Source organism: Bacteroidota bacterium, from assembly GCA_016720935.1.
GTDB lineage: Bacteria > Bacteroidota > Bacteroidia > AKYH767-A > 2013-40CM-41-45 > JADKJP01.
Genome location: JADKJP010000005.1, coordinates 352,356 through 368,034 on the forward strand (window position 1 = coordinate 352,356; position 15,679 = coordinate 368,034).

Consider the following 15,679-nt stretch of genomic DNA (forward strand, 5'->3'; position numbering starts at 1 on the left):
GAGTAAAGAGTGGTAATTTTAAAATTACCACTCTTTACCTTCACCCTTCGCTATTTACTATTTTGTGACTGATTATTCTACAACCACTCTTCTGGTTGCTCTTCTGGTATCGGATTCCATGCTGAAAATGTACAATCCTTTTGACAGATCAGGAAGAATCATTTCGTCTTTCAATTGAGCTGCTGAATAATTCTCTGATTGTTTTTGGGCAACGAGACGACCGGAAAGATCCGTTAACTTCCAGGTAATCTTTTCACCCGGAGTTGTAGTCACCTGCATTTGCAATAAATTCTGAACGGGGTTTGGATACACCACAAGATCAGATCCTTCTTTCAATTCATCGATTCCGATAACACCTGTAAGCTGAACATTATCGATGGTGATTGTTGATCCCTGATTCACAATTACGATACCACCATTTGGATTGATCACTGTAAAAATAATCTGGCATTTAACCGGTGTGCCTGTAATGGTTATCGGAACAATTACGTGAGTGAACGTACTTGTACTTGTTCCAACTGCTTTTGAACCGGCGCCAATTGTCTGGTTGCTACCATCCAGAAATGAAACAGAAATATTACATACATCCGATCCTACAAAAGATGCTTTGTACCACAATTCGAGATTGCTGTAACCATGGGAAACAGAAAATCCATTGTTTGCGGAGGAAAGAATCGGAACCCCTGATGTAACAACTGCTGTTAATTTTGCAGCGGATGCGGATGCATATCCGGGTGTTGCCTTTGTAACTGTATTGGCTGCGGACACAACACTCCAACTATTGGGCGTGCTACCGGTCCAGGATTCAAAATCAGGATTAGGAACCGGATTTTGGGCAAAAGCAGCCAGGGTGAATACTGAAAATGAGAGTAAAAAGTAGAGTTTTTTCATTTGTATTGTTTTGATTTTTAGTTTGTTACGCTTCAATTACAAAGCAGTGTTCGGAGAGCTAAAATCAACTTCTTAGCCCATAAAGAGCTTTGAATCAGATTTTTCCCGAAATTAAATAAAAAAGGAGAAACCGTAAAACTGTATTTCAATGAAGGGGATACCTTTCAAGAGATTTCAGAAAAAAACCATTTTGGCAAGTGTTAATATTATATTCCTGACACAAAAATCTTTTTCGATGCTCTGAACTTTCCCAGGTTTAGTTGTAAAAAATACAATCCGGCAGACATTTCCGGCAAATTGACTCTCACTTTGTCGTTGTTATATTTTGAGATTTGAACCACTTCCTGAACAATAATTTTTCCCAAAACATCCAGTACAGAAATCTCAACTGAACCTTCTTGAAACAAATCCGAATCAATCGTTAAAAAATCGCTTGCAGGAATTGGATAAACACTGAGGAATAAATTTTGATTTTCGGATCCGATACTATTAATCCCGGTTAATTCAACATCATCAATAATAAAAGAAGTTCCCAAATGGGCAGTACCAGTACCGGAAGGATCGGCAGCTATAAACTGAATGATGCAGGAAGAAACATTCGTGAAAACAGGGTAGTTGATAGGTAAGGAGAGCAGGGTATATGCGGTTGTTGAAACAGTGATGGCAACATCCGCAGAGCCAATGGCGTTTGCAGAATCATCATACATCACCACTGAAACAATGAGCTCGTCTCCTCCAACCAAATTTGCTTTGTACCAGCATTGCAGTGTCGTATAGTCAATGGTCACTGGAAATCCTGTCCCATCAGCACCTTCGGCACTCAAAAAGGGAGGAACGTTTGTTCCGGAAACATCTATAACGTTTGCCTCCGCCGCGGAATTGCCAGAATTCGCATCACCTGTTGACTGAATAGTAATTTGAGTCGGTAATGAATTGTTTGTACGCCATTCATCAGGTTCCCCCTGTGACCAGAATTCAAATCCGGGATTCGGAACCGGGTTTTGTGAAAACACAATAATGGGAAGAAGCAGGAAAAAAATAAATAGTGCTCTCATCAACATTCGCCTTAATCCACACAAAGATAATCACACATGGCCGGGAACAACAACGCGTTTAAAATAATTGAAAATTAACAATTACAGGCAGGTAAATGAGCTCTAAACTCCTGTAAAAATTTCGGTTGATTTTGAACCAAAATGACTCCAGATTTGTTTTTGTTAATTTGGTTCTCAAATTAAATTCTTACATAACTTTTGTAAGAAAAAGTCGTAAAATGACAGAATCTTCAGCATGCCTTAATTCTGTTTGAATATTTCCCGCGTTTGCAGGGAAACGCTTGTCCATGACTGCTTTGGGAGATTAAATGAAGAAAAAGCTCCGTTAACCCATTGTTAATTTCTTTTTACATAATTCGCACACTAGAACCTTAATAATCAACTATTTTTGTAAAAAACTACTTCTCTCAAACCATATGAAACAATTATTCTCAATCTCATTGCTTTCCCTGTTGATAACCCTCAGTTTTTCGGGGCAGGCGCAAATTGCATTCAGCAAAGAATACGGCGGTGTATACGATGAAGATGGACGCTGGATGGAACAAATGCCAGACAGCGGATTCATTCTCACCGGAATGACCAATACCTATAGTAACGGACAGGCTGATGTATGGCTGGTAAGAACAGATGCCTATGGTAATACCCTTTGGAATAAGTCTTTTGGAGGAACACAGTATGACTTCGGGAATATGGTGAAACCAACGACAGATGGGGGATTCATCATTGCCGGTTTCACAGGTTCAAACGGTTCCGGCGGCAACGACGGTTGGCTGATTAAAACCAATGCAAACGGGATCCAGACCTGGTCAAAAACGCTGGGAGATTCCGGTTTACAGGAATTGGAAGCAGTTGTTCAGACTTCGGATGGTGGCTACGCTGCTGTTGGAATTAACTACACTGCAGGAACTCAATATTACGATATCTATCTGGTTCGTCTGGATTCGAACGGAGATTCCCTTTGGACAAAAAATATAGGTGGTCAGTCTTATGAAATTGGTAATTCCATTCAACAAACTGCTGATGGGGGATTTATTATCGGTGGCCAAACCTATAGCTATGGAAATCTCGACGGAGATTTTTATATGGTGAAGACGGATGCGAATGGAAATGTTCAATGGGAAAAAACCTATGCGAATGGTGGCTTACAGGAAGCGCACTATGTTCAAATCGCTGCAACCGGAGGATATTTGTTATTTGGTGATGCTGATAGTCTGGCCAACGGACTGGGAGATACAGACATCTGGCTGATCCGGACCGATACGAACGGAGATACATTATGGACTGCAGTGTATGGTGGAACCAAAAAGGACGGTGGAAAAACTATTGAAAACACTTCTGATGGAGGATATGTAATGGCCGGCATCACCCGGAGTTTTAATCTCATCAATCCGAATTACTATCTGGTCAAAACAGATGTTAATGGAAATGTAGAATGGACAAATTATAGTTATGGAAGTGCTTACCATGACCATGCTTATCGTGGAATCGAAACTTCAGACGGTGGATATGCTGAATTCGGATATTTCCGCAACGCAAGTAACAAACAGAATTTTGCATTGGTCAAACTTGGACCGGCCGGGGGAGTTTCAAAAGATGTAGCGATAGATAATTTCATTGCTCCACTGGATAAGGTCTGTCGTAGCAACAACGTTGGAATAAGTATGCTCCTGACGAATTATGGCGCGACGAATGAAACGAATGTTCCGGTAATAGTAAAAATCAACGATGGAACAACCATCACCACACTCCAGGATACCCTTACCACTTCTCTGTTGCCGGGAACGAGCACACAATTGACTTTTGATCAAACCTATAATTTTTCAACAACGGGTACATACTACCTCACCGCATATATCATTCATCGTACGAATGATATTTCTTATACAAATGATACCAGTTATCTGGAGGTTACAGTTCTTCCACACACAGCAGACCCAACAACGGTTTCCGGATTAAGTTGTTCCTCAGGTACTGTTGAACTAAGTGCAACACCCGCCAGTTCCGCCGATTCATTATTCTGGTACACTGCATCTACAGGTGGCAATCTCGTTTCAACGGGGTCTTCTTATACAACACCTTCACTCAGTTCCACTACCACCTATTACGTTGAGGCATTTAAAGGAAAAGGCAGCCGTGTAACCCCGTCTGACAATACAATCGGCGGAGGTGGCACCTCATCGAATGGTTATTTAAAATTTGATTCCCGTGTAAACTTCAGGCTCATCTCCGTAAAAGTGTATGCTACATCTGCCGGCAACAGAACAATTGAATTCAGAAATTCCGGCGGAACAGTATTGCAATCAAAAACAGTAAATATCCCTGTCGGCGAAAGTCGTGTTTATCTAGACTTTGACATCCCTCCCGGAAATGATTTCCAACTTGGACTCGGCTCAGGTAGCGGTGCATTGTTCCGAAACAATACCGGTGTGGTTTATCCTTACAGCGTTTCAAGAACTCTTGAAATTTATGGTTCCAGCGGAGGGCCGAATTTCTATTACTACTTCTATGACTGGTATGTATTTGTTCCCTATGAAAATTGTGGAACAAACCGTGTGACTGTCGACGCGACAATTGGAACAGGAAACACAACAGCATTTGATAAAACGCGTTGTGGAAATGGATCTGTAACACTTACGGCCAACTCTTCTCAGAGCCTTGAATGGTACGATGCACCTACGGGAGGAACATTGCTCGGAACAGGTACTTCTTATACAACACCATCACTGAATACCTCAACAACATATTATCTTCAGGTTGGCGCATGCTCCGGAAGAATTCCTGTTCAGGCAATCATCAATAGCACTTCCTCCGCCCCAACAGCAAGCGATGTGACGCGTTGCGGTCCCGGAACCGTTAATTTAACCGGGACAGCTTCCGATCCGATTTCCTGGTACGATGCAGCAAGCGGAGGATTGTTGCTTGCCAACGGTTCTTCCTTTACAACGCCATTTCTGAATTCAACCACAACGTATTATGCTATTGCAGGAACGACATGCCCAAGCGCTGCCACTCCGGTACAAGCCATTGTCAACAGTGCTACGTCTCCAACTGTTTCTGATGTGAATGCCTGCGGACCTGCTTCCGTAACCCTTACTGCAAGTTCTTCCGATCCTGTAGCATGGTATGCTGTATCAACGGGTGGAACAATTTTGGCAACAACCTACAATTTTGTAACTCCAATTTTATCTCAGCCTACTACGTATTACGCGGAAGCTGTCAGCTCTTGTCCGAGTCCTCGTGTTGCTGTTACTGCAAACATCACCACAGTAGGCACACCTACAGGTGTGGATGCTTCGCATTGCGGACCGGGTTCTGTTGTACTGAGTGCTTCAGCAATCGATCCTGTTTCGTGGTGGGATGCTGCTTCCGGTGGAACACAGGTTGCTTCCGGAATCAATTTCACAACACCGACTCTTTCCACAACAACAACCTATTACGCACAATCTACCAATAGTGGATGCAACAGTGCACGAGTTCCGGTAGTTGCTGAAATTTTAGTAACCGCTCCTCCTACTGTAACTTCAGGAACCCATTGTGGTCCGGGTACAGTGACACTTGGCGCGTCTTCTTCAGATCCGATTTCATGGTACGATGCACCGACGGGCGGAACCCTGCTTGGAACAGGCTCCTCTTTTACAACACCTGTGATTTCCACAACAACGACCTATTATGCGGAGGCTGGAACATCTTGTCCAAGCACACGCGTTCCGGTTGACGCAATCATTTCTTCCCAGGCTGCCGATCCGACAGTAACGGATGGTTCTCGCTGTGGAACCGGTACCGTTGATCTTTCTGCTTCGTCATCTGATCCTGTTTCATGGTATGACGCGCCGAATGGAACTTTGCTGGGAACAGGGTTAACTTTTACTACTCCTTCGATCAGTGCATCAACAACCTATTATGCAGTCGCCGGAGTTACAGGTTGCGAGAGCAATGCAATCGCTGTCAACGCTGTTGTAAACACAATGCCCGCTGATCCTGTTGTGACGGATGCTTCAAATTGCGGTCCGGCTCAACTTACACTTCAGGCAAGTGCTGCGGATCCATTGACGTGGTATGATGCTTCTGTCGGTGGTATTATTGTCACTACAGGTACTTCCTACCAATCAACATTCAATACCACAACAACCTATTATGTTGAAGCAAATAATGGCACGTGCTCCAGCAACAGGATTCCTGTCACCGCTAACATCTGGACCATTCCTTCCATCAACATTGGGCCGGATACACTGAATATCATCAGCGGACAAACCATTACACTGGATGCCGGTTCTGGTTACTCTGCTTATCTCTGGAGTACTACTGCGACAACACAAACCATTAACGTTTCTACTTCAAGCATGTATTCCGTAGTGGTAACGGATGCACATTCTTGTCAGGGATCAGATTCAATTTACGTGAATGTCATTACCGGTGTGAATGCGATATCCGGAAATATTTCCCTGCTCGTATATCCTAATCCGAGCAATGGAAAATTTGAAATCCGCGCGGATAACCCGGGTGGACAATTTGAAATCCGAATCACTGATCTTCTCGGTAAAATTATTTTTTCCGATCGTCATGACAGTTCAATGAATTACCGCAAGTCCATTGACCTTTCTTCTTCCGCTAAAGGAATTTATTATCTCCGGCTGAATACTGCCTCCGGTAGTGTGACACGCCAGATTATTTTAGAATAATAACCATTCATTCCAAACCAATGGATCTGATTCATTCAGGTTCATTGGTTTGCTTTATTTATACAAATACTATTCATGAAAAAACTACTCCCGCTTCTTTCCCTAACATGTATTGCACTGTGCATTTCAATGCAATCCTCCGCACAAATTTCATGGGAGAAAATATTCTCCAAAAAAAGTACAGATGTTTTTCGCTCCGTAGCAGAAGCTCCTGCAGGCGGATACATCCTGGCAGGATATACATCAGACTCTACAGTTAACGATACTGACGCCTACGTTGTAAGGATGAATACCAGCGGAGATACACTCTGGACAAAACGAATCAACGGAACATCCAGCCGGAAGGATTTATTTTACAAAGTCATCACTACAGCTGATGGTGGTTATGCCTTCTGTGGATATTCTACGAGCTTCGGAAGTGGTTCGGACGATGCCTATTGGGTTAAAATGGACGCCAGCGGAAATATTACCTGGACAAAAACCTGGGGAGGAATTGGAAGAGACAGGGCACAGGATATCATTCAGACTTCAGATGGTGGTTATGCCATTACCGGCTATACAACCTCCGCGCCTGCCCAGTATTATGATGCGTTCATCATCCGGACAAATTCTTCCGGGGATACTTTGTGGACAAAACGTTTTGGTGCTTCCGGTTACGATGATGCAAATTCAATTCGTGAACTTCCGGATGGAGGATTTATTATAGGCGGGCAAAGTACAAATGGAGTAACCGGCCTGGATCTTTATTTAGTAAGGACAAATTCATCAGGAGCCACTGTCTGGACTAACAGATGGGGAACTGCAGGTACAGATAATATAGAGCACATCATCCGGAACAATGATGGAACATTTATTCTGGCCGGCGGGACAGACGATGTAAGTGGATTGGGAGGAAACGACGGTTACCTGGTAAAAACCGATACCGGTGGTACACAAATCTGGGCGAAAATTTATGGCGGTAACGACCAGGACGATTTCCATAGAGTAGAAGCAACTACAGATGGCGGATATATCGCAAGCGGAACCAGCAGAAGCTCCGGTCCATTGGAACCTAATATGTGGTTGATGAAAACAACATCCAGCGGAGATTCTACCTGGTCACGAACCCCTGGTGGTGTCAATCATGATCATGGATACAGTGGAATGCAAACTTCAGACGGCGGTTATATTATGGCCGGCTACAGCAGTAGTTTTGCATTTAATGGAGAGGACGCTTATGTTGTAAAATTAAACAGCAGCGGTAATCTCGGAAACTACCTAACTTATGGTACTGTTTATGGAGTAGTTTCTCCATCTGCCGGTTCCTGTGGTAGTGCAAACACCACGGTGAGTGTACTGGTCAGAAATTTTGGACGAGACACCATAACCAATCCTTCAGTCACAATACAAATAACGGGCGCTCTTACACAAACCCTTAATCAGACTTATATCGGTGCCATTTATCCCGGAGATTACGATACACTTGTATTTTCAACAACCATTAACACGACAGCAGGAGGTATATTGAATTTTGTCTGTACAGCGAATGTCACAAATGATGTTTACCCTGCAAACAATTCCTTTACGACATCAATTACTATTTTGCCTTATTCTTCTGCACCAGGCGTAACCAATGGATCTCGTTGCGGCGCAGGAACAGTTTCCCTTTCCGCAACATCTCCGGATAGTATTTTTTGGTACAATGCTGCTTCAGGTGGAACGCTACTTGGGACCGGTGCAAGCTATACCACACCGAGCATCAGCAATACAATCACCTATTACGCACAGGCCGGTGGCACTTGTCCCAGTTCAAGAGTTGCCGTTACTGCTACTGTCAATCCCATTCCAAATAATCCTGTAACAACTTCGGGCCAACGTTGCGGAAACGGTACAGTAAACCTTAGTGCTACCGCTACGGATCCTGTTCTTTGGTTTGACGCTTCAACAGGCGGGACTCAGGTGGGGTCAGGAAATTCATTCACAACACCTTCCATTTCCAATACGACGACATATTATGCTGAAGCAAACAATGGATCCTGTGGCAGCACGCGAGTTGCGGCTACTGCAACCATTCTTCCAAGACCTGCTGAACCGGTAACAACGCCGGGATCACGTTGCGGTGCAGGAACAGTGCAACTCAGTGCCAGCTCAGCAAACACAGTAAACTGGTATGATGTTGCTTCAGGTGGTACATCCATTGGAACGGGATCAACATTTACGACACCAAGTATTTCAAGTACTACGACATATTATGCAGAATCCTCCGATGGAACCTGCACCAGTAACCGGGTGGCCGTAATTGCCACTGTAGGTTCAACCACTCCGGATCCTGTTGTAAGCTCAGCATCGCGATGCAGTGCAGGGTCTGTTACTCTTGGGGCATCCTCTTCCGCAACTATCATCTGGTACGCAAGTGCAAGCGGAGGTACACAACTGGGCACGGGCACTACCTTTACCACACCATTCCTGACTACAACAACAACCTATTATGCGCAAGCCACGAATGGAGTTTGTCCGAGTAATTTTATTCCGGTACAGGCAATCATCAATACTCCTCCAACGGTTTCACTAGGTCCAGACACATTGCATGTCTTCAATTCTACTATCCTTGACGCAGGGTCTGGCTTTAATTCTTATTCCTGGACCACTACTGAAACTACCCAAACAATAAACGTAACGAGTTCCGGAAGCTACTGTGTAACCGTTACCGCAGCCACCAATTGCACCGCATCGGATTGTATCTATGTAGATGTTACCGTTGGCATTCAAGACCCTTCCTCTTTGTCTGCTGTGTTGATTTATCCGAATCCGACCACAGGAAATATTTCGCTTCGATTTTCCGAAGCATCAAACCTGATGAAATATTCTGTAATGAATTCAACAGGACAATTGATTTTCACCGGGACCATTCAGAATATCATTACCGGAACTGAAAAAACTTTTGATCTTTCAGGTCTGCCGTCCGGAATCTACTTCCTTCGCCTTGAAGACTCCGGAAAATCGAGTTTAAAATACATTCTGAAAAACTAAATCTAAAAAATATACAAAAAAGCCCGGGGGAAATCCTCCGGGCTTTTTGATTTTAATACCTTCCGAAACCCTTGCCAGAAGCCATTTTCTGGGAATTTGAAATATTTTCCTTCTTTGATCAGCACATTTTCTGGAGACAAAATGAATTTTCCTGACCTGTTAAGAGGGGCTTTCATTCCCCGGTAAAATGTGTTAAAATTTTTCTCAATTTGCTTATCCTTTCCTCAACTACTTCTGTCAATCAATCAAAACGATCTCATGAAAAAAATCTACGCTGGAGTCCTCATCGCATTGATGAACTTCACAGGAATTAATCTGTATGCCGAAACCCGTTTATCAGGGATTCAGGCAAATGCAATTGTAAAAGGTGCCGGTGAAATTATTCTTTCGGAAAATTCCACTATTCCTTCATTTATTAATTTCAGCGAAAACGCCTTGCCTGCAGCAGGCGATCCTGATTTATGGTTGCGTTTGAATTTTGGAATGAGCCCTGATTTTGGTTTAACCCTTTTGTCAAAAGATAACGACCAAATTGGTTTTGAGCATTCCCGATACCAGCAAACCTTCAATGGACTTCCTATCGAAGGCACCATGTGGCTGGTGCATGCTAAAAACGGAAAGATCCAGTCAATGAATGGCGTATTGTTTCCAAATCTTAAAGTTGCGACCACTACCGTGTTGGGAGAAACCGATGCGCTTGGAAAAGCACTTTCAAAAATCGGAGCCACAAAATACAAATGGCAATCAGCAGACGAAGAAGCGTGGTTGAAGAAAGAACAAAATGATCCTGCTGCAAGTTTTTTCCCGAAGGGACAACTTTGTTATGCATACGATTCCCGCAAACCCGAATCAAGAGCTTATCATCTGTCTTACCGATTTGACATATATGCCGCTGAACCGATGAGTCGTACATATGTTTTTGTCGATGCGGTAACAGGGGAAATTGTTGATACGCAAGACCGCATTCAGGAAGTTAATACAAGTGCTACTGCAATTACAGGTTATGCAGGTACCCAAACGATCATGACCGACAGCTTCAACGGAAGTTATCGTTTGCGCGAAGCGGGTCGTGGGGCTGGCCAGGGAATGGAAACTTACGACATGCAGCGTGGCACCAACTATGCCAACGCAATTGACTTTACAAATGCAACGACCACCTGGAATAATGTGAATGCCAACAAAGATCAGTACGCTACTGATGCTCATTTAGCCACAGAAAAGACCTATGATTATTATTATACAACATTTGGTCGCAACAGTATTAACAATGCCGGTTTTAAACTTTTGAGTTATATTCACTACAGCACCAATTATGTGAATGCCTTCTGGGATGGCACGCGAATGACATACGGAGATGGAAATGCAACGTACACTCCACTTACTTCTCTCGATATTGGCGGGCATGAAATTACGCATGGTCTCACGAGCTACACTGCAAACCTCACTTACTCCTACGAATCCGGAGCATTGAATGAATCCTTCAGTGATTGTTTTGGTACGGCAGTTGAATGGTATGCTGATCCGTCTCGTGCAGACTGGCTGATCGGAGAAGACATTGGTGCTGCATTCCGTTCTCATAGCAATCCAAATGCTTATGGACAGCCTGACACTTATTTAGGTACAAGCTGGTACACAGGAACCGGTGACAATGGCGGTGTGCACACAAACAGCGGTGTACAGAATTACTGGTTTTATCTTCTTTCCGTAGGAGGAAGTGGAACTAATGATATTGGCAATGCATATTCAGTAACCGGTATCGGAATTTCTAAAGCTGCCGCCATTGCATTCCGTACGCTCACTGTTTATCTCACTTCTTCTTCCGTATACTCGGATGCCAGAACATATTCCATCCAGGCTGCAACAGATTTATATGGTGCATGCTCCGCTGAAGTTATCGCAACGACAAATGCATGGTATGCAGTTGGTATTGGTGCGGCAGGAACAGGCGGACCTGCAACTGTTACTGCTGGTGGTTCCACAACCATTTGTAGTGGTAGTTCAGTAAATTTGACCGCAAATGCTTCCTCCAGTTCAACATATCAGTGGAACAGGAACAGCACACCAATTGGTGGCGCTACCTCTTCAACTTACACAGCTAACCAGGCCGGTACCTATACTGTAACAACTACAGGTGGATGTGGTGCTGCAACCTTTACCTCCAACGCGGTTACTGTAAACGTGATTCAGCTTACCCCAACAGTTTCACCTTCTGGTTCTGTTTCAGGTTGTAGTAATGTTTTGCTCAGTGCAAATAACACTGCAGGGTACGGAATCCAATGGAATCTGAACGGAGCTCCTATTGGTGGCGCGAATGCTTCAACTTATTCAGCAACACAGAACGGGAATTACTCCTTCACACTTTCCGCTACAACAACAGCTCCGCAAAGCAACAGTACATCTTCTGTAGTATCCATTCCGGATAACACTTGTACTGCACCTGCTGTCAGCGGAATCGTTGTCAGTGGATTGCCGACAACATTTCCAACATCAGGAATTACAATCAGTATCAATGTCACTCACACCTACGATGGTGATCTGGTCTTAATGTTAGAAGCTCCCAATGGAGATGTCCTCGGTTTGAGTAATCAGGCCGGAGGTTCCGGTGATAATTTTACAAATACTGTATTTTCTGACGCGGGAGCTAACACTGTTACTACAGGGACTGCTCCATTTACAGGGACATTTAAACCCTGGGCCTCCGCGATTACTTCCTGTACCAACTCCACAAAAACATCCTTTGCTTCAATCGGAAACGGAACTATGAATCCGAATGGAACATGGAACCTCCGTGTTTATGACAGAGCCGGTGCTGATGTCGGTACAATCAATAGCTGGACAATTAATTTCCCTGCAACAACGAATCCAACACCCAATTGCGGACCGGCAACTTCACCGGTAACTGCCGTTACGATTGGCGGTGGACTTTCCGTAAGTGCAGGAACGTATTCTCCGGTTTGTGTAAATGCTGCTGCAGTTACACTCTCAGGAACACCGGCAGGTGGTACCTTTAGTGGTACTGGTGTAAGCGGAAATTCTTTCAATCCTGCTGTGGGAGCAGGAACATACACCATCAACTATAGCTATACAGATGTAGGAACAGGTTGTACCGGAAGCAATTCAACAACCATTACTGTGAATCCATTGCCAACAGTAAATGCAGGAACTTATTCTGCTGTTTGTGCAAACAGCGCATTGGTAAATCTTACAGGATCACCTGCAGGCGGAACATTTAGCGGTACCGGTGTGAGCGGAAATACATTCAACCCGTCTGTAGGAGCAGGAACTTACTCCATAAATTATTCCTACAGTTCCGGCGGCTGTTCAAATTCAGCAAGCACAAACATCACCGTAAATGCTCTGCCATCAGTAAGCGCCGGAACTTATGGTGCTGTTTGTTCAAATGCTGCTGCTGTTTCTCTTTCCGGTACTCCTGCAGGCGGAGTATTTTCTGGTACAGGAGTAAGTGGCTCTTCGTTTAACCCTTCAGTGGGAGCAGGAACTTATTCAATCAGCTATGCATACACAAATGCAAACGGTTGTTCAAATAGTGCATCCACTTCCATTACTGTGAATGCAGCACCTACAGTGAATGCCGGTACATATTCCGCTGTTTGTTCAAATGCTGCCGCTGTTGCACTTTCAGGAACTCCTTCCGGTGGTACATTCAGTGGAACAGGTGTAAGTGGTTCATCGTTTAATCCGGCTATTGGCCCGGGAACCTATAACATTACCTATTCTTATTCCGCTGCAAACGGATGTTCTGCCTCTGCAACAACTTCGATCACGGTTAATCCGATACCATCAGTTAGTGCAGGAACCTATTCTCCTGTTTGTTCCAATAGTTCTGCGATCACATTATCAGGAACTCCCGCAGGCGGAACATTCAGCGGCACAGGTGTGAGTGGAAATACGTTTAACCCTGCTATAGGTGCTGGTAGTTATACAATCACATATGTTTATTCATCCGGAGGCTGTACAAATTCAGCAACAACTACTATCACAGTGAATGCAGGACCGACTGTGAATGCAGGTTCCTATTCTCCTACATGTTCGAATAGTGGTTTGGTTTCTTTGACAGGTTCTCCTGCCGGTGGAGTATTCAGCGGTACGGGTGTGAGTGGCTCTTCATTTAATCCTTCTGTGGGAGCAGGATCATACACGATTACCTACACTTATAATAATGGAACCTGTTCCAGTTCGGCGACAACAATTATTGATGTATATGATGCCCCTGCAGTTAGCGCAGGAACATACAATGCCGTTTGTACAAACAGCGGAACTGTTAGTTTGACAGGATCACCTGCAGGTGGTACATTTAGCGGTACCGGTGTGACCGGAAACTCATTTAACCCGGCAACAGGTGTTGGAACCTACACCATTAATTATTCCTATACGAATGCGAATGGTTGTGTGAGCGCGGCTTCAACAACGATCACAGTCAATGCTCTTCCAACAGTTAATGCAGGAACATATGCCGCGGTTTGCAACACAGACGGATTGGTCACACTCAGTGGTACTCCGGCCGGTGGAACATTCAGTGGTACGAGTGTAAGTGGAAATACATTTAATCCGGCAATTGGTGTCGGTACTTATACTATCACTTATACTTATAGTAATGGCGGCTGTACAAATTCAGCAAATACAACAATCACTGTACAGACTTGTGGTGGATGTACCTCCGCGCCTCTGGCTCCAGGAAGTATCACTTCGGCTACTGTCTTCTGTCGTTCCTCTATCGGGAATACTGCATCTATCGCTGCTGTGAGCGGAGCGACTTCTTACAACTGGACATTACCTTCCGGTTATACTATTACTGCAGGACAAGGAACAACTGCGATCACTTTCCGGTTGAATAATACAGTATCGGCGGGTAGCATTTGTGTGACTGCGTCCAACGCGTGTGGTACAAGTCCTTCTACATGCAAATCTATTTCATCACAAAATACTCCCGGAACACCGGGTGCCATTTCCGGTAACCTGGTTGGTGCATGCGCCGGGTCAACACAAACTTACTCCGTCGCTGCCGTAACCAATGCAACTTCTTATGCCTGGTCGGTGCCTTCAGGGTCAACGATTATCAGTGGCCAGGGTACGCGAACTATTCAATTCACACTTCCTGCTGTATTTACTTCAGGAACCATCAGTGTGAATGCCAGCAACTCTTGCGGTACCAGTGCAAACAGATCAACCACTATCCGTTCCGTACCAACTACACCGGGCGGAATCACCGGACAGGCAAACAATCTGTGTAATCTCTCCGCAGTTCCATATTCAATTAATGCTGTGAGCGGAGCAACTTCATATACATGGACTGTTCCTGCAGGGGCGGCAGTAACGTCCGGACAAGGCACTAACTCTGTTGTCGTACGATTTGGAAATCCTGTAACAGGATCAGTTTGTGTCACTGCCAACAATGCATGCGGAAGTAGCATTGCACGTTGTCTCACTGTAACAGGAGTTCCGGCAAGGCCAGCATCCATCAGCGGTTCAGCATCTGTTTGTACCGGCCAAACCGGATTGACATACAGTTGTGCAACACAAAGCGGAGTGACCTACAACTGGACTGTACCAACGGGCGCCAGCATTGTAAGCGGACAAGGTACAGGAACAATTAGCGTCAATTGGGGAAGTAATTCAGGAACTGTAAGGGTCGTTGCTTCCAATTCTTGTGGATCGGCAACATCAAGATCGTTAACAGTTTCCATCAATTGCAGACTCTCAGGAACCGTTAGTGCTGATGAATTCAATTTATTCCCGAATCCTTCTGCGGACAAGTTCAGCTGCACTTTCACTTCGGATAAAATGGCTCCTGTTTTTCTTACTGTTACAGATTTGACTGGAAGACCTCTCATAATTCAGCAAGTGCAGGCGCAATCCGGAAACAATCAGGTGGATCTTAACATGACTGATTTTGCTGACGGAATTTATCTGCTTCAGTTACGTACAGCGGATGGCGAAGAAAAGATCATCCGAATGATTAAGCAATAATCTATAATACCGAAATAAAAAACGGCGCTGGAAATTTCCAGCGCCGTTTTTTTTATT

At 44.4% G+C, this 15,679-nt stretch carries 5 protein-coding genes; 3 read left to right on the forward strand and 2 right to left on the reverse strand.

The features are described from left to right. Nucleotides 1-72: 72 nt before the first annotated feature. Nucleotides 73-891, reverse strand: coding sequence for a T9SS type A sorting domain-containing protein (locus tag IPP86_07930; GenBank protein MBL0138443.1), 819 nt, complete (start codon nt 889-891; stop codon nt 73-75). A gap of 206 nt (nt 892-1,097) precedes the next feature. Next, nucleotides 1,098-1,946, reverse strand: a complete 849-nt coding sequence (locus tag IPP86_07935) for a T9SS type A sorting domain-containing protein (protein MBL0138444.1) — start codon at nt 1,944-1,946, stop codon at nt 1,098-1,100. Between the two features lie 416 nt (nt 1,947-2,362). Here IPP86_07935 and IPP86_07940 point away from each other — a divergent pair, with 416 nt between their 5' ends. From IPP86_07940 to IPP86_07950, 3 genes are all read left to right on the forward strand, one after another. Next, nucleotides 2,363-6,625 carry a T9SS type A sorting domain-containing protein gene (locus tag IPP86_07940; GenBank protein MBL0138445.1) on the forward strand — a complete coding sequence of 1,421 codons (4,263 nt, stop codon included), beginning with the start codon at nt 2,363-2,365 and terminating at the stop codon, nt 6,623-6,625. Nucleotides 6,626-6,700: 75 nt separating this feature from the next. Next, on the forward strand, nt 6,701-9,634 hold the full coding sequence (locus tag IPP86_07945) for a T9SS type A sorting domain-containing protein (GenBank protein MBL0138446.1): 2,934 nt from the start codon (nt 6,701-6,703) through the stop codon (nt 9,632-9,634). Nucleotides 9,635-9,892: 258 nt separating this feature from the next. After that, on the forward strand, nt 9,893-15,622 hold the full coding sequence (locus IPP86_07950; GenBank protein MBL0138447.1) for a M4 family metallopeptidase: 5,730 nt from the start codon (nt 9,893-9,895) through the stop codon (nt 15,620-15,622). Nucleotides 15,623-15,679: the final 57 nt, after the last annotated feature.

Bases quoted from the DNA above. Each gene is read 5' to 3' on its own strand.
- IPP86_07930 (MBL0138443.1), bottom strand. From the start codon at position 891: ATGAAAAAACTCTACTTTTTACTCTCATTTTCAGTATTCACCCTGGCT.
- IPP86_07935 (MBL0138444.1), bottom strand. From the start codon at position 1,946: ATGAGAGCACTATTTATTTTTTTCCTGCTTCTTCCCATTATTGTGTTT.
- IPP86_07940 (MBL0138445.1), top strand. From the start codon at position 2,363: ATGAAACAATTATTCTCAATCTCATTGCTTTCCCTGTTGATAACCCTC.
- IPP86_07945 (MBL0138446.1), top strand. From the start codon at position 6,701: ATGAAAAAACTACTCCCGCTTCTTTCCCTAACATGTATTGCACTGTGC.
- IPP86_07950 (MBL0138447.1), top strand. From the start codon at position 9,893: ATGAAAAAAATCTACGCTGGAGTCCTCATCGCATTGATGAACTTCACA.